This window comes from Paenibacillus sp. EB106-05-06-XG162 (assembly GCF_058791655.1).
In genome coordinates, this window is the sequence record NZ_JBYTDT010000005.1 from 143958 (window position 1) to 161336 (window position 17379).

Sequence of the window (17379 nt, forward strand, 5' to 3'; positions counted from 1 at the left end):
TTTGTGGTTTCGGAGATAGGTCCTAAAGCGATAATTATTTCCGTTCTTGTTCTGTTTAGGGGTAGTATAACACCCTATGGCGGGAGAGTACTTCGCTGGCAGCGATGAGGTCAGGGGTTCGATCTGCGCGGACGGAATGAAGAGAGCATGCTTCGTAGAATGTATTTCAAATCATATACCAACATCTAACACAATCAATCTTTCATTCCTCGCTTCAATACGCATCGAGAAAAAATAAAACGACTTGACATTGGAGTCAACTCCAATGATATTCTTAATTCATGGAAAAACTTTACTCTATCCAAGAGGCTTCGCGGATACTTGGGGTATCGAAGGATACGCTTCGGTATTATGACCGGATTGGGATCGTCTCGCCGTCCCGGAAAGACAATCGGTACCGCAGGTATTCGAAGGACGACCTCATAGACTTGATGAATATTCAGATCATGCAGTATGCGGACTTTTCTCTTGACGAAATCAGAGGGAAATTAGGTCTCCGTAAGATGGAAAATATCGACCCCGCGTACTGCGAAGAGGTTGCTACGTTCCTCGATGCCAAGAACGTAGAAACGCGCAAGAAGATTGCCCATCTGGAAATGGTCAGTCAGTTGCTCAACATGGCAGCCGAAACGATAAGGGACTTTAATAATGAAAGCGACCAACAGTTGACAGAATTCGTCCGCGAGATTTACAAGGATATCCGAAAGAATGAACCGGGAATTTCCAAGAAGGGTTGTGATGAACATCAAGGTTAGTAATTTTTATTATCTAATTGCAGGTGTTCTTGCGATGCTGTTTGCCGTCACGCACGCATGGAACGGGCAATCCGCGGTGCTACCGACGCTTGACATTAAGGCGATATCCATGGATACCCAGACGGTATTCACGTATGTTTGGCACATTATCACGGCGGAAAATCTGGTCATCGGCATCGCTTTCATTTTCATGTCATTCCAAAGTGAGCCATTGAAGATCCGATTTGCCGGATGGATGATCGTGGTGATCCTGATCGTCCGACTGTTGGTCATTCTTAGCGTAACGGCATTGCTAGACGCTTCGGGGCTTACGGATACGTTTATAGATTCGATTGCCATCGTAATCTATGTCGCCATCATCATACTGGGCATAAGAATGAAGAAAAAACAGTTCGGTGGTCAACAGCCACAGTAACAGAGATGTTCGAGTTGTCTTCTAGCTCTGCAGACTCACTCAAAGCAAGTAAGCAATCTCTGGTTTTTCTTGATCAAACATGTTTATGATTAAAGTCGTGTTGTTATCGAGAAGAAACGGTCTCCTCCTTTCTAAGCATCGCCTACTTTCTCCTAACGGGAGATTTTGGTGCCCTTCCATTCAACGAAAACTATATTAATACAGCAAAATGGGTTGAGGACAAGATCCTCAACCCATTTTGTCAACAACCCCTTTTTGACTTGGGGCTATTTACGTTTCCAAGTTGACTACTTAAGCTGACTAAGTCCAGTCCGCAACACTTCTTGGCCAGTTGCAACGGCACCGCTCTTAAGGGCAGTTACGACTCTCCCTAAAACAACATCAGCTGGTTGGTTTTCATCATTCACTGCATCTAGAAGTTGTCTGCCGATGTTGTTCGCGCCGCTTTTTAATGCAGATTCAAGGAAACTCTTGAGGAATTTGCTGTGTTTAGTAGACATGTATCTCACCTCCTTCCGAAAATACGGAATCCCTGAGATAAAGTCTGATGTGAATTCGCCAGTTGTCTTTCTTAAAGGTCATTTCTTTTTCTTCTTTAAGGCCATTTCTTTCGCTAGTTCTTTGGCTTGTTCCTTCGCAAGTTTTTTGGCCATTTCTCTTGCTAGTTCTTTGGCTTTTTCTCTCGGTAGTTCCTTGGTCATTTCCTTCGCCGGTTTTTTGGCTTTTTCTTTCGCACGTCCTTTAGCCTTTTCTCTCGCTTCTTCTTTATCTTTTTCTAAAGCCCGTTCTTTAGCCCGTTCTTCTGCTTTTTGTTGGTCTATTTCTTTCTTCTTCTCTTTCTTCTTTTCTTTCTTCTTTTCATCATCAGCCCAGGTAAGGAGGGCGTTGCCTACAGACCGAGTAGCTTCAATCAAAATGGAAGTGGGACTGAAGTTTGGTAGATTTTCAATTGCTGGTTTTCCTTCAAGCACTTGCAGTTTTTGCTTGGATAGCTGTTTCCATGCCGAACTTTGTGTTTGACTCTCCAATCTTCTAAAGTGCGTAGCCGCCTCTTGGTTCTGACCTATCCTAGTGTAAGCCTCACCGAGTTCATAGATGAGTTCTAATTGTTTTTCGGTGTCAAGCGTGTCAGATTGTGTATTGAGGACGAGGGTGAAATCTTCAATCACCGTCTTCGTCCGATAGAAATGTTGCTCTGGGAGCTTGTAAGAGGACTTGCCGCGAAGCAGCCGGATCATACTGTCGTGTGGGGCAGCGGCTACCGCATTGTCGAGCATTTTCAATCCTTGTTTTGACCATTTCAATTTATCAAAAGCCTCTGTTTTATCTCTTGCAATCAGTATCATTGTGCTGCCATAGTAAGCATCAACAAGAGGCTTATCTGGATAATCGACGCGTAGCTGTTCTAAAATCCGATGTGCTTCTTGAACAGCAGTTACATTCCCAGCTACGCCATCCATATAAAGTTGGATAGCTAGGGTGAGTCTCTCATTGAACGGGTCAGACGGAGTAGACTCCAGAACTGATACGGAACTTAGGTTATTTTCGGTCTCATTCAAGTCTGATCCTTCCATATCGCTGGTGTTAAGGTTTGTCACTAGATTTCATCCTCTCTGTACTCATGCATGATCACATCGCTCGCTTGCATGGTTCTAATCATCATTTTTTCGGATGCATGGAGGCAAGACGCTGTAAGACTTCATTCGCCTTGTCCTGATTTCCGATATTTTGATAGGCTTTACTCAGGTTTCGAAGTACTTCTCTGACTTGTTTTTGGGTAAGGTAATTTGAACCTTGTTGATGATAACGGTCAAGGAGGAATGTGAAGTCCTCGATCGCTGTTTTCGAAGAATAGAAATAAGACTCGGGCAGTTGCAGGCAGACGCTTCCGCGCACGAAGCGAATTTCTTTTTCGTTCGGATCCATTTCTACTGCATGATTCAATACCTCCAAACTCTCTAGTGCTTTTTCTTCTTTCTCAACAAGCTTAACGGCATCACGTGATAAGAGGGCTAATGAACTACCGTAATAGGCTTCAATAAGCGCATTATGAGGCTGGGTCTCACGGAGCTTTAAAAGCTTCTCATTCGCTCTTTTCGCTGCCTTTTTATCCCCTTCAACCCCATCTTGATGGAGCTTTATTGCTTCCTTAAATTGTTTATCAGGATTGCTGTCATATGACATTTTTACCTAACCTCCAATTTGCTTCGTCATTCTTTGAAAGCCGAGTTTCTCTATGCCAACTTCTCATGATCTCGAAGACTATATACTTGTTACGATATGTGAGGCCCTATTACTATGATTGGATGAAATAATCACTTTTTTGAAGATATACGGCTGTCCGAGTCAAGCCTGACATTGCTTGCATTTCATATTAGGGTGACTAGGGAGGAGGGAGCGTATCTACTACACTACAAGTAATCAATAAGAGATTGCTAGACGAATTACCATGCCGCAGGTTTGGATTGAAAATGGTTAGGAGGATTTTTATGAAAGCACAAACCCATAAAATGAAGGTATCCGTGGACGACCATACATCCCATTTAGAACAATTCAAAGCTTTTTTCAAGCAATTGGATGAGGATGGAAGCACCATTGAGAAGCTGCCTCGGCAAAAAATTGAAGATTATCAGTTAAAAGCGATTAACGCAACACTTACTCATATTTGGAACCGTAATGAATATTATCGCTCAAAGCTGGAAGAAGCAGGCTTTACAGTGCCAGAAATTGAAAGTCTGGAGCAATTAACAAAAGTACCGCTATTGAATAAAGACGTCATTCGAGGCGATAAGCAGAAAATCTTATGCCTAGATCCAAAAGAAATCGGTCAGGTTCACCTCACGAGCGGTACTTCGGGTAAACCTATTTATACCTCGTACTCGTTAGCTGATCAGTATGTCTATGATTTGCTGCCGAAATATTTGGAATTGTTTAAGGAAACGGATGTTGATGTGGCGGCCATCGCCTTGCCTTATGAATTTGCTCTGCCTGGACTTGGATTTCAGCGGTTGTATCAATTTGCTTTTGGAACGGCAGTACTATCACTTGGCAAAGGCGGTTACATGGCTCCCGTCGATAAGTCATTAGAATTGATGAAGGAGTTCCAAGCTACAGTTCTGACTACGACCCCCTCCTATGCGGCACTTTTGGCTGAAGAAAGCGAGCGGTTCGGCATAAAAATCGGAGAAGATATACGATTGAAAAAAATACTGCTTACAGGTGAAGGCTGCTCCAATAAATTCCGTGAGCGTTTGGAAAAATGGTGGGGATGCGAAGTATCCTTCTTCTACGGATCGACCGAATGCGGCGTCGTTGCGGTTGAATGCAGTGAGCACAAAGGTTATCACGTGATGGAAGGACATGTAAAAGTCGAAATCATTAATCCAATTACGATGGAAAAGCTCCCTTACGGCAAGACGGGAGAAATCATTGTAACGACGTTGCTGCGTGAAGCCATGCCAATGGTGCGTTACCGCAGTGGGGATATCGGGTATTTACAGAAATCTAAATGTGATTGTGGTATCACGATGGACGTCCTGCATCTGAGAGGAAGAATGGAGAACATGCTTCGATTGGGGGATGAAGACTATTCACCGTTCATGTTAGAACAATTCTTGATGGAAATTCCGGATGTGGGTATGTGGTATCACTTCAAATTGAATCAGGGATCATTAAAGATTGAAGCTGAACCGTTTCGGACGGAATTAACAGATGAGGAATTGGTAACGAAAATCCGGAAGCATATGGCAGATCGAATCGGGATTGATTGCGAAGTAGAAATCAGACATGATATTCCTCGTACTTTTGGCAAAGCAACGCGAATATTCAATTAAGGCGGCCAGGAGCATGGGGCCAAGGATTCGCATTAGCCATCCCAAAGCGCCGTGTAACGCCGAGAGGAGGTGCCCTTATGACCGATATTCAGAGGGAGCGGGAGGGAAAATTCAAGAATTTATTAGTACGCCTAACGAAATCCCCTCTATATAAGGATCGATTAGCGAAATATAACATCGATAATATCGGAATGGAACACATCCAAACACTGCCTTTGACAACGAAAGAAGATCTCCGGAATGCCGGTACTTTCGGACACCTAGCTGTCGAAATAAGTAAGATTGCCCAATACCACGAATCCACGGGTACAACCGGAGAACCTTCCGCTTCTTGGTTCACGCAAGAAGATATGCGAGTAGGCGGAAGACAGCTGCAGGAATGTGGAGTTCGATTGACAGCGGATGATCTTGTGCTGATTCGATTCCCGTATGCCTTGGCGTTACCCGCCTTCTTAATGCAGCAAGCTGCCTGGCACACAGGAGCAGGGGTTGTACCTGCAAGCGGACGTACGGTAGTTACGCCATACCCGAGAGTATTAAGTCTAATGAAGCGCCTACAAGTCACCGTATTAGCAGGACTTCCGCGCGAGATGGAGCTTCTGGCTGAGACAGCGCGTCTCATCGGTTTGGATGTGCTCAAAGATTTACCAGCGCTACGGGCCATTTGCGTTGCAGGTGAGTTAATGAGCGATAAACGCAAAGAGCATATAGAAAAGCTGTGGGGTGTACCTGTATACAATATGTATGGTTCTACTGAAACCGCGAATATTGCAGCCATGTGTGAGTTTGGCTCGATGCATATCGTGGAACAGGATTTTTGCGTAGAAGTGTTGCATGAAGATGGTTCAGGTCCTGTTACTCAAGGCGAGAGAGGGTTTGCGGCGATAACAACGCTCTCTCATCAAGCTTCTCCTCTGTTGCGATATTTTAATGAAGATATTATCTCCGTCGAACCTTCCATGTGTGCTTGTGGACGAGCAATGGGCAAGTTGGTGCATTACGGCAGAAGTAAGGATCGAATCGTGATCGGTGATACCATTCTAGATGCTTATGACATCCAAGAAGCTGTCTATTCGTTGACACCTGCCCCAGATGCATGGAAGGTATTGGAGCAAGAGGAGGGTTTGTACGTTCTTCTTGATTCGCACGATGCTGGACAATGGAGTATGGAGGACATCCAAACTCGATTATCTGAAAAGCTTCATGTGCCTGTCACCCTTCAAATCATTACCGACGCAACGCTTCTCGATCGGGTTGGGCTCGTGAATAACGTGCCATCGACCAAACCGGTATATATCCAGAAGCGAAATAAAATTTAAGCTGGTGAGGGTCAGGCTACAGTCAATTGTGAAAAAGAGAGGTGTGCTCGTCATGAGCGACAAATGGCAACAATTAATAACGCAATGGGATGGAATTAACCAACAATTGCTCGATCTGATGAACGAGCGTGCACGAATGGCTTCGGAAATCGTTCAAGAAAAGAATAAACAGGGCATTTCACAAGCGGAGCCAGTTGGCAATCAACAACTACTGAATGAGCTTGCTACCCATACTTTTGCGAATCCCAAAGTAAAAAAAGAGGCTCCAGCCGAGCGCAAGCTTCTTGTTAGCCGCCAGTATAAGAGTGAGGATACGATTATTCAAGTAAAGCATGCCGAAATCGGCGGTTCTTCGCACGTCACCGTCGCTGGACCCTGCTCAATTGAAAGCAGAGATCAGCTATTAACAGTTGCTACCGCAATGAGGAATGCCGGCATTACCGTCTTACGAGGAGGCGCGTTCAAACCGAGAACCTCACCGTATGATTTTCAAGGCCTTGGCGAAGAAGGGTTGAAAATCATGAAGGAAGTGGCTGATGAAACGGGTATGGTGACGATCAGTGAACTCATGAGCCCTTTGCAAATCGACACGGCTGCTCGTTACATTGACATCTTTCAGATTGGTGCCCGCAACATGCATAACTTCGATCTGTTGAAAGCCGTTGGCCAAACCCAAAAGCCTGTCCTGCTGAAACGTGGCCTCTCCGCCACACTCGAGGAGTTCGTGTTGGCGGCTGAATATCTGCTATCCAGCGGGAATAACCAAGTCATGTTAATCGAGCGCGGAATTCGCACCTATGAAAAATGGACGCGTAATACACTCGATATTTCTGCTGTTCCGATATTGAAACAAGAGACCCATCTCCCGGTTCTCGTAGATGTCACCCATTCCACGGGTCGAAAGGATATTATGCTTCCATGCGCGAAAGCTGCGCTTGCGGCTGGCGCAGACGGTATCATGGTCGAGGTGCATCCGAATCCGCAGGTTGCACTTTCTGATGCGAAGCAGCAGTTGAATCTTGACGAATTTAACACATTTTTGCAGGGGCTCCGCGATTCTGGTCTGTATCGTTAACGGCTATTGGAGGAAACTGTATGACAGATAGGAATACTGATGGCAAAGACTCGCAGCATGCGGGGGAGACATTGGATTTTTTGCAGAAACTGATTTTCGATTTGCTATTAGTGACAGACGGAAGGACCACAGATTTGCTAGAAACCTTGTTGAACGAAAAGCTGCGCGTAACGGTCATTCGACAAGAGCAATTGAATGAAGAACATGCTGATCATCAAGGGGGGTTCTCCGGCGCTCCTTTATATCTGAGAGAATCGATTTTGATAAGTGACAAAAGTGATTTTATCGTTTCTCACAATATAGCAATTGTGAATTCGAAGTACGTACCAGCTTCTTTATTTGAGAAAATTGCTCACAGACAAGAGGGGATTGGCAAATCAATCAGCTCGATTGGTTTACAATCCTACAGAAAAGTGGTTGACTCTGGGCTCAAGAGCGAAGAAGAGGCTGTCGATCTGTTCCAAAAGCCGATCAATCTTCGTATTCCTGAACTGCACGCTAAAATTCCTTACAAGATATATGACATTTATTTTCAGTTAGTGCCAGGGATTCATATGATTGAATATTTTAATCCAGAAGCTGTCAGACACCGTTTGAACCAGGTTATTAATTCCAAAATGGAGGGATAAAACATGAGTGATGAAGTAATGAAAGAGCATAAATCAGAGAAAAAAGAGGAAAAAGAAAAAGCGAAAGAGCAAGCTAAGCTTGAGAAAAAAGCAAAGAAAAAAGAAGAAGAGAAAGAAAAAGAGAGACTAAAAGAAGAGAAGAAGCTTGAGAAAAAAGCGAAGAAAAAAGAAAAAAAGAAAGCGAAAAAGAAAGAAAAAGAACAAAAAAAGATTGAGAAACAGCAGCAAGAAAAAGAAAAAAAGGAAAAAGAAAAAGAAAAAAAAGCAAAAGATAAGGAAAATAAAGAGGAATAAATACATGAAAATGAAATAGGGACTGCTTTCTTATTTTCGTTAAAGGAAGGAAGTGGTCCTACGTTTTTTTCTATAATCCAAACCGTTTAGTCTATGTAGGCATTCGGGGTTTCAACTCAAAAAAACCTCTGGTCAATAACGTAAGTTCATCAACCAAGAGGAGAAAACACGTAACAGAGAGTCAAACTTCCTATTTGTTTTTTTGATTATTTTTCATTTGTTCAACGAATTCCATACTTGAATTCACTATATGTTCACTGGCATGCTGTACGCCAATTTTAACGGCTGTGAACAGCTTTCCAGCAGGAATATCGGATGGTTGATTCAATCCCTCCATACCTTCAATAATTTGCTTCCCTGCCACTTTCGCGCCATTGTTCACCGCTATGGAATAGTTATTGGCGAAATTTAGAAATCCTTTCTTCGCATCACGAAAGAACTTCGACATCCCTTGATTTTTCGTTGCCAATTGCGTCATCTCCTTTCTAAAATCACCTAATTCGGTGGCCTTTCTTGCTCATCATTGACTTGCCATTCTTCGTCTTCAGATAAATGCTTACTTGTCGAAACGCTGCCCGAAGGTGACCTCGGATCATCCTTTAGCATTGGATCTGGCTGAACTTGTATTGTTCGTTCCTTGCTGTCCATGTAAAATTTTAATACTGCAACAATGACTCCGATCACAAGGACAAATGTCAGTACACCGGCTAAGGTTAGTCCGAGAATAAAGATTACGCGATCTGCAAAGCCCATTTTCTTCATATCCAAGTCAATTCTCACATCCTCTCACAATAATGCAGTATATGTATGGAGTACCTCGATAATATGGACAAATGAGAACCCTCCAGCGTAATTCCACGATTGTCTAATCCATAAGGAGGATAAAATGAATTTCACATTACTTAGGAATTTAGCTTGTCTGTTCTTAGTTGGGTTACTTATTACCTCTCTTCAAACGCAAAACTACTTATTGATGTGTTTGTGGGGAAGTTGCACCGGCTTGCTCTTCATTTACAAGCCAATGCGATCATTTCTACTGACAACGATAGGTTTGGGTGTCGGATTTGCTCTATATCTATTCATAAACTCAAGTTGGATCCTCGATTTGAAGCCAAAGGAATGGCATATCCTTCTAAACAGATTGTCACTAATTTGTATAATCATTCCCTTGTTTATCTTAGCGTTTATTCAAAAATTACCCTTCATGCTGTATGCGGAAAAACCGCATTGGAACGAGAAGATAGGTATACCATTTATTTGGTCAGGCTTCCGTCAATCAAAAGTTAACTATTTCTTACTCATCGCAATTGCGGCGATTACTTTTACTTTTATACCATTTGTTATTCGAAACGGATGGAGTAACGTACAAGAGATTTGGTTATTCACGATCGCTTTTTCCATCATAAATGTGTTGGAGGAGATCATCTGGCGAGGGATGCTTCTTAGTCGGTTCTCAGAACAATTAGGTGATAAGTGGGCAGTAATTGTGACCAGCGCAGGGTTTGGTTTACAGCATTATTCCCTTGGATTCTCTTGGGGCGTGTGCATCGCCTATGCGCTGGGAGGGTTGTATTTCGGAGGCATTACGATCAAATCCAGAAGTATCATTCCAGTCGTGATCTGGCATACATGGATTAATGTCCTTATGATTTTCAGCGGTTTCCTCTTGTAATTCACAGTAGGGAATAACCTTCGTGCTGAATGAAGGTTATTTGTGCTTCTTAGAAAAGCTGAGCTCGCAGAAAATTGGAGATTTGAATGTAAAAAATATTTGACATGGTGTATCCTTAATGTTACATTGTGTATGGAAAACTTTACTAATAAACAGACGGATTAGCAGAGGAGGTATTCCATGTCCTATCAAGAGAAGAAAAATATTATATCGCTAATCAGCACGATTTTGATTTTTGGATCCTACTGTGGGGCTGTATATGTCAGGTACAATGATGTGAATCTGACGGAGGTGGAGCTTTTTCGTTTCTGGGGTGCCGTTATCTTAATCCTCATCCCGGTAACGATCGTAGCCAAAGTCATCATTGAGATCGTATTCATCATCATTAACCGGATTGCGACGAAAGAAGTGGAACCTTCCTTCGCTGACGAGCTCGACAAGTTGATCGAATTGAAGGCCATGAGAATGTCTTATTTCGTCTTCATTCTCGGATTTCTACTCGCGATGAGTTCATTAGTCCTGCGAATGACGCCTTCCGTTATGTTCGTCATTTTGATTTTCTCAGGATTCATATCCGATGTTGCCAGCAGCGTTACGCGGCTTTATCACTATCGGAAAGGAGTATAAGATGGGCCAAAGTCACATTAGCAATCACATTCGCAGCTTGCGATTCAACCATAACGAAATGACCCAGCAGCAGCTCGCCGACCAAGTAGGGGTGACACGGCAGACGATCGTAGCGATTGAGAAGGGAAAATATTCGCCTTCGTTGGAATTAGCTTTTCGCATCGCACGCGTGTTCCAGATGCCTCTGGAGGACGTCTTCACTTACGAGGAAGATCCAGTTCAATAATTAATTTATGAGGAGGAGCGACATGAGAGCCATCGTCTACGAACAATACGGACCGCCGCATGTACTTGAAATGAAAGAGGTGCAAAAGCCGACGCCCAAGGATCATGAACTATTAATCAAAATCCATATGACGACCGTATCGGCAGCGGATTGGCGCATGAGAAAGGCCGATCCCGTTGCGGCAAGACTTTTCAACGGACTTTTCAGGCCGAAGAAGGCAACCATTTTGGGGTTTGAGCTAGCAGGAGAGGTTGAAGCCGTCGGCAAGGACGTGACACGTTTTAAGAAAGGCGACCTTGTTTTCGCATATACCGGCCTTGGATTTGGCGCTTATGCTGAGTACATTTGCCTGCCAGAAGAAGGGGCGAAGGCCAATGAAGGGTTTGTGGCCATGAAACCTGCCCATATGACCTTCGAGGAAGCAGCCGCCGTTCCTGTCGGGGGACTTACAGCGCTGTGTTTTCTTAGAAAAGCAGGGATTGAGCGCGGACAAAAAGTACTTATTTACGGGGCATCCGGAAGCGTCGGCACTTTTGCGGTTCAGCTTGCCAAATCATTCGGGGCAGAGGTCACTGCTGTATGCAGCACCGCGAACGTGGAAATGGTGAAAGCGCTGGGAGCCGATAAAGTCCTGGATTATACAAAGGGGGATTTTACTCAAAGCGGCCAGACGTATGACCTTATTTTTGATGCGGTAGGGAAAATTTCGTCTTCACGCAGTAAAAGCGCCCTTAAGAACAAGGGGAGGTATCTTTCCGTTAAATCCGCGATCAAGCTTAAGATGGAAGATATGTATTCCCTCACACGTTTAATTGAAGAGGGAAAGGTAAAATCGGTCATCGATCGCTGTTATTCGTTGGAACAGATCGCTGAGGCTCATACGTATGTCGAAAACGGACATAAAAAAGGGAACGTCGTAATTAGGGTGAGAAACCAATGAATCCTAGCAAGAAGGCAGCAAAAATTGTAGGAATCCTATTTATACTTGCGACGGTTTCGTCGATCATTGGTGTTCTTTTATACGATCCGATTCTAAAAGATCCCAATTATCTGATTACAGGTTTTGAACATAAAAATCAGGTGATACTAGGCGCGCTGTGTGAGTTAGTTCTGGTCTGTTCCGCTGTCGGTACCTCGATTATGCTGTTCCCATTCTTCAAAAAGCACAGTGAAAGCTTAGCTCTTGGGTACGTTTGTTTCAGGCTTCTTGAAGCCGTTATCATTACTGTTAGTATAGTCAGCGTCTTGTCTCTATTGACCCTAAGTCAGAAATTTGTAGAAGCAGTAGCTCCGCATGCAACCTCTTTTCAAACTGCAGGCACATTATTAAAAGCCGTACATGACTGGACCTTTTTGCTTGGCCCCAATTTCATGCTAGGCATAAATACGCTGATATGCAGTTATCTACTCTATCAATCCAAACTTGTTCCCCGGCCTATCGCAGTCATGGGTCTTGCTGGAGCAACACTCATTCTTCTTGCAGCCGTGCTAGAAATGTTCGGTATCATTCTTCAACTGTCAACATGGGGAGTCGTGTTGGCGATTCCAGTAGCCTCTTATGAAATGATTCTAGCGGTATGGCTCATCGTGAAAGGCTTCAATGTATCTGTCAAGTTATAGCGATAAAAACACATTGAGGAAATTTATGGGATAATGTAACATAATGTAATGAGAAAACAAAGTAATATAGGGGGAATATATGGAATTAATTGTTGATAGTGTAAGCAAGAAATATAAAGGTGATTTTTACGGGCTTCGTGACTTATCTCTAAATATTCAAACAGGCGTATTGGGTTTGTTAGGGCCGAATGGTGCCGGAAAATCAACATTGATGCGAATCTTATCGACAATTACCCAACCTACAGCTGGTAAGGTGAGTTGGAATGGAATTAATATCACTGAAAATCCTAATGCTGTGCGGGGCATATTAGGTTATTTGCCACAAGATTTTGGCGTATACCCTCATTTAAATGCGGTTGAGTTTTTGGAATATTTAGCGGCGATCAGAGGGTTGGATCATAGAATCGCAAGAAAAAGAATTGACGAGTTACTATATTTGCTTAATCTTCATGAGGTTCGCAAAAAACCATTGAATAGTCTTTCAGGCGGGATGAAACAACGTGTAGGTATCGCACAGGCGTTATTGAACGATCCCAAGCTATTAATCGTTGACGAGCCAACGGTTGGTCTTGACCCCGAAGAACGTATTCGTTTTCGTAATCTTCTATCCGAATTGTCAGGCGATCGTATTGTTATATTATCAACCCACATCGTATCCGATATCGAAGCTTCCGCAACAGACATCGCGATTGTCAATAAAGGGCGACTCGTGGTGCAGGCAGATCAGAGCAAAATACTGGCTGCGTCTGTAGGAAAAGTGTGGGAGTGGTTGCTGCCGAGCGATACATGGATGGAAGCACGTAAACAATTGGTAGTCAGCAGCACAATTCAAAGTAGTGAAGGGGTGCGTGTGAGAGTTATTGCCGATATTCAGCCTTCAGCAGAAAGCCATTTGGTGACTCCGACTTTGGAAGATGCGTATTTGTATTATATGTCGGCAAATATGCAGGAGACAACTTCATGACATCGCTTCGTATTCTATTCCACATGATGAAAGCTGATTATTTAGAAAGAATCCGAAGATACAGTTTTTTGATTACAGTGTTAGTATCGATTTTTATCGTGTTTAAGTATATACCTTCAAGTCACGATAATTATTTAACTTTTTCCCTAAACGGCGTACGCGGTATTTATAACTCCGCATGGGTAGGCAGCACAATTGCCATAATAGCATCCATGTTACTAAGTCTTCCAGCGTTCTTTCTCGTAAAAAATGCAATTGAGCGAGATGTGCAGACCGGGGTGGGACAAATTATAGCAACGACCCCGATTACCCGGTGGCTATACACTATGGGGAAAATGTGGAGTAATTTCGTTCTCTTGATGTCTATTGTTGTTGTATTAGTTGTAACTGCTCTTGCTATGCAACTTATTAGAGGGGAAGATTATACAGTTGATGTGGTAAGACTTTTACTTCCATTTATTTATTCTACATTGCCAACGATGGCGATGGTGGCTTCAATTGCAATCTTTTTTGAATCCGTGCCTTTGTTGCGTAAGGGATTGGGGAATGTCATTTATTTTGTTTTGTGGATCTTTTCACTTAAACTTTCTACGTCTGCCATGAGTTCTAGCCAGGATATGTTCGGGACTTCACCGATCTTAACCAGGCTATCGATCGAGGCGAATGCTAGGGTCCCTCACAACGATGTGGGCCATGTCACGGATATCACTCCATTTAAGGGGGAAATAGTAACCTACGTTTGGACAGGTGTACAGTGGACTATACCTATGTTTATAGAACGTTATATTTGGTTAGCTGTGGCAATAGTGATTGTAGCAGTAGCTTCCATTTTCTTTCATCGGTTTGATCTAACACGTTCAACCAAAAGTAATAAAAAAAGTAAACCGAACGAATCAGGAACAGCGGAGGCGGACAATGAGCCTGAACATAAGAATGACATTGAAATCAAATTAACTCCTTATACGCATGTACAAGGGCAATCCAACTACGTGAAAACATTAGCCCTGGAGCTTCGTCTCATGCTCAAAGGGTTGCGTCTTTGGTGGTACTTGGTAGCTTTGGTCATGATCGTGTTTGGTTTATTTTTGCCAGTAGAGTCCGTACAAGAGTTTGTATTACCCTTTACCTGGGTCTGGCCTGTTCTGATTTGGTCGGCAATGGGTACCAATGAAAAGTATTACCGTACCCATCAATTGATGTTTACTGCTCTACATCCGGTTCGGAATCAATTTATTGTAATGTGGCTGGCTGGTATCATTGTTGCCTATTTGACAGGCAGTGGGGCTATGATTCATTTACTTGCCGTAGGTGAATGGGAAAGCTTAAAGGCAATGGCAATAGGCGGCTTATTTATTCCAACGCTAGCTGTAGCATTAGGCATATGGTCGGGAAATGGCAAGCTTTTTCAAGTGGTATATATGTTAATGTGGTATGTGGGCCCCTTAAACAAACTAGATGTTATGGATTTTATGGGAGTCTCACAGCAATCTCTGGACCGTGGATTTTATAGGTATTATCTGCTAGCTACAATTATTCTGTTCGTGCTGGCTCTAATTGGAAGAGTACGTCAAGTGAAAATGTATAATTAATTAAGGTTAAATCAGGAATGGGACATCCCATTGAAGGGGATAGCGAGTTGAACGAGCAGATAGCCCCCTGGCTCGACCAAAAAAATACCTTACTGCACCGGGTTTTCCCGGTGTTTTGTTTTTTTTTATGCAAATCACCCGGTCCTCATATTCTTTTCTGCGCTCCGCCTAAACAACTCTGTTAGCTTGCTAGTGGAGCCAGACCAATTGACAACATGCTCAATCATTGTGTAGACTTTATTTATTCTGACTGTTCAGAATAAATAAATGGATCAGGTGAAATGATGCCCAAATTAGGTATGGAACCAAAGCGCCGAGCAGATGTCATAAACGCCACGTTAACCTGCATTAGCATTCACGGGATAGATGGCATGACACTGGATAAGGTTGCTGAGTATGCTGACTGTTCGAAGGGAGTTGTCAGTTATTATTTTAAAAATAAGGATAATCTGACGATTGAAGCCTTTAAGTCTTTCTTGGCCTATTATGGTCTAAAGATCGAGTCAGAAATTGAAAATACAATGACAGCCGGGGAAATGATTGACGTTACGTTGCAACATATACTACCGCCATATCGTGATGACACGGAGAAGAGAATCAATGTTTCGCAGCTGGATGGGATTGAAAAGATGTTTATCCCGCATGAAGCTCAAGCAAAGCTCTTTCTACAGTTTTTCTCCAAAGCCGTATTGGATCGCAAGTTGCAGGAAGTCGTATCCAAGAGCTATATGGCTGATCTCCAAGGGATAGCAAAGATTTTTGATTATGGGAATCGGACGAGGCAGATGTCAGTAGAAGATTCCCAAAGCGCCGCATATGGGCTGTTAGCGATGGTAGTAGGTCTAAGCTTCTTTAGAGTCGCGAACATTTCGCCCAATCATGGTGAAGATAATCGCTACATTTGCGAGGATTACGTGAGAAAGTTTACCAATGGATGACGAGGATTAGCGAACCAGGAGAGCTAGATGAAACGGGAGGAAGATAGGGTGTCACACGAACGGCGCAGCCAGGTAGATTATCCAATGGTGGAAATTCCTGCAGGTGAAATTGATTTAAGGGACGATCGAATAAAGAGGACATGGACGGTTCAGGTGAATTCTTTTTTACTTGCTCCGGTTCCTGTTACGAAGGGGTTATATTTCTCGATCATGCCAAGGACAGTTGAATCTTACGACGAAACTGAGCTTCCTGTGGTAGATGTGTCATGGCATGATGCAATTTCATTTTGTAATTTGCTTTCTCAGCACTCGGGTCTACAGGAATGTTATTCGATAAGTGAGGATGGAGCGCATGTTGTCTGCAATTGGGAGGCGGATGGTTATCGTCTTCCTACAGAAGCGGAATGGCAGTATGCGTGTAAAGCAGGTACGGGAGGATATCGGTACGGCGAGGTTGCTGAAATTGCTTGGTATCATCAAAACGCTGAGGGCAAGGCCCATGAAGTAGGTAAAAAGCTGCCGAATGCGTGGGGGCTCTATGATATGCTAGGAAATGTGTGGGAGTGGTGCTTTGATATATACGATGCGAAAGTATACGATTCCTATAGAATTTTCCGCGGTGGCAGCTGGGCGGAAGAGGAGCGGGGATGTGGGGCGACGTGCCGCCGGCGCAGTCACCCAACGTTTCGAATTGATGATCTCGGCTTTCGCCTTGCCAGGTCTAGGTAAGGTGAGTATCATTGAAAAACGCCGTGATTAAACCGTTCAAAGATGACTTCTGATTGGTTAGAGTCATCTTTTTTTGCTGCTACATATTTACATTACAAATAACATAAGATATTATTAACCTATGTTACAAGTAACATATAGAGGTGAGATAATGTCTATTCAATTTGCAATCCTTGGTCTTCTTAGCTGGAGACCTGCTACAGGATATGAATTAAAAAAGATTATTGAAGAATCTTCAACGATGTATTGGTCCGGTAACAATAATCAAATCTATAAATCTCTCGTACAGCTCTTGGACGAAGGTTATGTGACCAACGAAATCCAACATCAGGAGAGTTCTCCATCCAAGAAGATATATCATATTACGGATGCAGGACTTGCCAGATTGAGGGAATGGGTTCTTTCTGAACCGGAATTTCCGGAGTTCAAGAATACTTTTCTCGTTCAATTAGCGTGGGCAGACCAGCTAAGCGATGAGGAATTAAATGAACTATTGCTCCAATATGAGAGCAGGATCAACATGCAGCTTGTGTACCAGCAGGAAAAAATCAAGCGTGGAGTTCTTTCACCCCATAGAAACGAGCGTGAAGCATTTTTGTGGGATAAGATTTCCGAGAACCTGATATCCTTCTATCAGAACGAACTGAATTGGGTGCAAGGAATTCGCAAGGAATTCTATGAAAGATAATGGATC

The 17379-nt window shown here is 43.3% G+C and carries 22 protein-coding genes; 17 read left to right on the top strand and 5 right to left on the bottom strand.

Annotated features, from left to right (window positions below; all coding sequences use genetic code 11):
* The first annotated feature begins 281 nt into the window (after positions 1–281).
* Positions 282–755: a MerR family transcriptional regulator gene (locus AC3WU2_RS13675; RefSeq protein WP_492454934.1), complete on the top strand. Its 474-nt coding sequence runs from the start codon at positions 282–284 to the stop codon at positions 753–755.
* Positions 739–1170, top strand: a complete 432-nt coding sequence (locus tag AC3WU2_RS13680) for a hypothetical protein (RefSeq protein ID WP_492454936.1) — start codon at positions 739–741, stop codon at positions 1168–1170. The genes AC3WU2_RS13675 and AC3WU2_RS13680 overlap by 17 nt, the downstream gene beginning before the upstream one ends.
* Before the next feature lie 287 nt (positions 1171–1457).
* Here the strand turns inward: AC3WU2_RS13680 and AC3WU2_RS13685 are convergent, their stop codons facing one another.
* The 3 genes from AC3WU2_RS13685 to AC3WU2_RS13695 all read right to left on the bottom strand — a co-directional run bounded on the left by AC3WU2_RS13685 (position 1458) and on the right by AC3WU2_RS13695 (position 3354).
* Positions 1458–1670, bottom strand: a complete 213-nt coding sequence (locus AC3WU2_RS13685; protein ID WP_018756016.1) for a hypothetical protein — start codon at positions 1668–1670, stop codon at positions 1458–1460.
* A gap of 78 nt (positions 1671–1748) precedes the next feature.
* Complete coding sequence (locus AC3WU2_RS13690; protein WP_492454938.1) at positions 1749–2768, bottom strand: hypothetical protein; 1020 nt, start codon at positions 2766–2768, stop codon at positions 1749–1751.
* 61 nt (positions 2769–2829) lie between these two features.
* On the bottom strand, positions 2830–3354 hold the full coding sequence (locus AC3WU2_RS13695) for a tetratricopeptide repeat protein (protein ID WP_492454940.1): 525 nt from the start codon (positions 3352–3354) through the stop codon (positions 2830–2832).
* Positions 3355–3659: 305 nt separating this feature from the next.
* On the opposite strand from AC3WU2_RS13695, the gene AC3WU2_RS13700 reads away from it, so the two are divergent.
* The 5 genes from AC3WU2_RS13700 (at position 3660) to AC3WU2_RS13720 (ending at position 8320) form a co-directional block, all read left to right on the top strand.
* Entirely contained in the window at positions 3660–5003 is a 1344-nt protein-coding gene (locus AC3WU2_RS13700) for a phenylacetate--CoA ligase family protein (RefSeq protein WP_492454942.1), read from the top strand.
* Positions 5004–5080: 77 nt separating this feature from the next.
* Positions 5081–6322 carry a phenylacetate--CoA ligase family protein gene (locus AC3WU2_RS13705; protein WP_492454944.1) on the top strand — a complete coding sequence of 414 codons (1242 nt, stop codon included), beginning with the start codon at positions 5081–5083 and terminating at the stop codon, positions 6320–6322.
* A 52-nt stretch (positions 6323–6374) separates the two neighbouring features.
* Positions 6375–7397, top strand: coding sequence for a bifunctional 3-deoxy-7-phosphoheptulonate synthase/chorismate mutase (locus tag AC3WU2_RS13710; RefSeq protein WP_492454946.1), 1023 nt, complete (start codon positions 6375–6377; stop codon positions 7395–7397).
* Positions 7398–7417: 20 nt separating this feature from the next.
* Entirely contained in the window at positions 7418–8026 is a 609-nt protein-coding gene (locus AC3WU2_RS13715) for a 4-hydroxybenzoate synthetase (RefSeq protein ID WP_492454948.1), read from the top strand.
* Between the two features lie 3 nt (positions 8027–8029).
* Entirely contained in the window at positions 8030–8320 is a 291-nt protein-coding gene (locus tag AC3WU2_RS13720) for a hypothetical protein (RefSeq protein ID WP_492454950.1), read from the top strand.
* Positions 8321–8510: 190 nt separating this feature from the next.
* On the opposite strand, the gene AC3WU2_RS13725 is transcribed toward AC3WU2_RS13720, so the two are convergent.
* Positions 8511–8789, bottom strand: coding sequence for a hypothetical protein (locus AC3WU2_RS13725; protein ID WP_492454952.1), 279 nt, complete (start codon positions 8787–8789; stop codon positions 8511–8513).
* A gap of 26 nt (positions 8790–8815) precedes the next feature.
* A complete protein-coding gene (locus tag AC3WU2_RS13730) occupies positions 8816–9082 on the bottom strand; it encodes a hypothetical protein (RefSeq protein WP_492455307.1) in 267 nt (88 codons plus the stop codon).
* Between the two features lie 124 nt (positions 9083–9206).
* Here AC3WU2_RS13730 and AC3WU2_RS13735 point away from each other — a divergent pair, with 124 nt between their 5' ends.
* From AC3WU2_RS13735 to AC3WU2_RS13780, 10 genes are all read left to right on the top strand, one after another.
* Positions 9207–9992 carry a CPBP family intramembrane glutamic endopeptidase gene (locus tag AC3WU2_RS13735; protein WP_492454954.1) on the top strand — a complete coding sequence of 262 codons (786 nt, stop codon included), beginning with the start codon at positions 9207–9209 and terminating at the stop codon, positions 9990–9992.
* A gap of 180 nt (positions 9993–10172) precedes the next feature.
* On the top strand, positions 10173–10619 hold the full coding sequence (locus AC3WU2_RS13740) for a hypothetical protein (RefSeq protein WP_492454956.1): 447 nt from the start codon (positions 10173–10175) through the stop codon (positions 10617–10619).
* Between the two features lies 1 nt (position 10620).
* Positions 10621–10845, top strand: coding sequence for a helix-turn-helix transcriptional regulator (locus AC3WU2_RS13745; RefSeq protein ID WP_492454958.1), 225 nt, complete (start codon positions 10621–10623; stop codon positions 10843–10845).
* 22 nt (positions 10846–10867) lie between these two features.
* On the top strand, positions 10868–11785 hold the full coding sequence (locus AC3WU2_RS13750; RefSeq protein WP_492454960.1) for an NAD(P)-dependent alcohol dehydrogenase: 918 nt from the start codon (positions 10868–10870) through the stop codon (positions 11783–11785).
* Positions 11782–12465, top strand: coding sequence for a DUF4386 domain-containing protein (locus AC3WU2_RS13755; protein WP_492454962.1), 684 nt, complete (start codon positions 11782–11784; stop codon positions 12463–12465). The genes AC3WU2_RS13750 and AC3WU2_RS13755 overlap by 4 nt, the downstream gene beginning before the upstream one ends.
* A 79-nt stretch (positions 12466–12544) precedes the next feature.
* The gene (locus tag AC3WU2_RS13760; RefSeq protein ID WP_492454964.1) at positions 12545–13429 is read left to right on the top strand and encodes an ABC transporter ATP-binding protein; all 885 of its coding nucleotides are present in this window, start codon (positions 12545–12547) and stop codon (positions 13427–13429) included.
* Positions 13426–15018, top strand: coding sequence for a hypothetical protein (locus AC3WU2_RS13765; protein ID WP_492454966.1), 1593 nt, complete (start codon positions 13426–13428; stop codon positions 15016–15018). Before AC3WU2_RS13760 ends, AC3WU2_RS13765 begins: the two co-directional genes overlap by 4 nt.
* Positions 15019–15302: 284 nt before the next feature.
* On the top strand, positions 15303–15956 hold the full coding sequence (locus AC3WU2_RS13770; protein WP_492455309.1) for a TetR/AcrR family transcriptional regulator: 654 nt from the start codon (positions 15303–15305) through the stop codon (positions 15954–15956).
* 27 nt (positions 15957–15983) lie between these two features.
* Entirely contained in the window at positions 15984–16685 is a 702-nt protein-coding gene (locus AC3WU2_RS13775; RefSeq protein ID WP_492454968.1) for a formylglycine-generating enzyme family protein, read from the top strand.
* A gap of 151 nt (positions 16686–16836) precedes the next feature.
* Positions 16837–17373: a PadR family transcriptional regulator gene (locus tag AC3WU2_RS13780; RefSeq protein ID WP_492454969.1), complete on the top strand. Its 537-nt coding sequence runs from the start codon at positions 16837–16839 to the stop codon at positions 17371–17373.
* Positions 17374–17379: the final 6 nt, after the last annotated feature.

Bases quoted from the DNA above. Each gene is read 5' to 3' on its own strand.
- AC3WU2_RS13775 (WP_492454968.1), top strand. From the start codon at position 15,984: ATGAAACGGGAGGAAGATAGGGTGTCACACGAACGGCGCAGCCAGGTA.
- AC3WU2_RS13680 (WP_492454936.1), top strand. From the start codon at position 739: ATGAACATCAAGGTTAGTAATTTTTATTATCTAATTGCAGGTGTTCTT.
- AC3WU2_RS13685 (WP_018756016.1), bottom strand. From the start codon at position 1,670: ATGTCTACTAAACACAGCAAATTCCTCAAGAGTTTCCTTGAATCTGCA.
- AC3WU2_RS13780 (WP_492454969.1), top strand. From the start codon at position 16,837: ATGTCTATTCAATTTGCAATCCTTGGTCTTCTTAGCTGGAGACCTGCT.
- AC3WU2_RS13710 (WP_492454946.1), top strand. From the start codon at position 6,375: ATGAGCGACAAATGGCAACAATTAATAACGCAATGGGATGGAATTAAC.
- AC3WU2_RS13675 (WP_492454934.1), top strand. From the start codon at position 282: ATGGAAAAACTTTACTCTATCCAAGAGGCTTCGCGGATACTTGGGGTA.
- AC3WU2_RS13750 (WP_492454960.1), top strand. From the start codon at position 10,868: ATGAGAGCCATCGTCTACGAACAATACGGACCGCCGCATGTACTTGAA.
- AC3WU2_RS13735 (WP_492454954.1), top strand. From the start codon at position 9,207: ATGAATTTCACATTACTTAGGAATTTAGCTTGTCTGTTCTTAGTTGGG.
- AC3WU2_RS13770 (WP_492455309.1), top strand. From the start codon at position 15,303: ATGCCCAAATTAGGTATGGAACCAAAGCGCCGAGCAGATGTCATAAAC.
- AC3WU2_RS13745 (WP_492454958.1), top strand. From the start codon at position 10,621: ATGGGCCAAAGTCACATTAGCAATCACATTCGCAGCTTGCGATTCAAC.
- AC3WU2_RS13700 (WP_492454942.1), top strand. From the start codon at position 3,660: ATGAAAGCACAAACCCATAAAATGAAGGTATCCGTGGACGACCATACA.
- AC3WU2_RS13765 (WP_492454966.1), top strand. From the start codon at position 13,426: ATGACATCGCTTCGTATTCTATTCCACATGATGAAAGCTGATTATTTA.
- AC3WU2_RS13705 (WP_492454944.1), top strand. From the start codon at position 5,081: ATGACCGATATTCAGAGGGAGCGGGAGGGAAAATTCAAGAATTTATTA.
- AC3WU2_RS13715 (WP_492454948.1), top strand. From the start codon at position 7,418: ATGACAGATAGGAATACTGATGGCAAAGACTCGCAGCATGCGGGGGAG.
- AC3WU2_RS13730 (WP_492455307.1), bottom strand. From the start codon at position 9,082: ATGAAGAAAATGGGCTTTGCAGATCGCGTAATCTTTATTCTCGGACTA.
- AC3WU2_RS13720 (WP_492454950.1), top strand. From the start codon at position 8,030: ATGAGTGATGAAGTAATGAAAGAGCATAAATCAGAGAAAAAAGAGGAA.
- AC3WU2_RS13695 (WP_492454940.1), bottom strand. From the start codon at position 3,354: ATGTCATATGACAGCAATCCTGATAAACAATTTAAGGAAGCAATAAAG.
- AC3WU2_RS13755 (WP_492454962.1), top strand. From the start codon at position 11,782: ATGAATCCTAGCAAGAAGGCAGCAAAAATTGTAGGAATCCTATTTATA.
- AC3WU2_RS13760 (WP_492454964.1), top strand. From the start codon at position 12,545: ATGGAATTAATTGTTGATAGTGTAAGCAAGAAATATAAAGGTGATTTT.
- AC3WU2_RS13740 (WP_492454956.1), top strand. From the start codon at position 10,173: ATGTCCTATCAAGAGAAGAAAAATATTATATCGCTAATCAGCACGATT.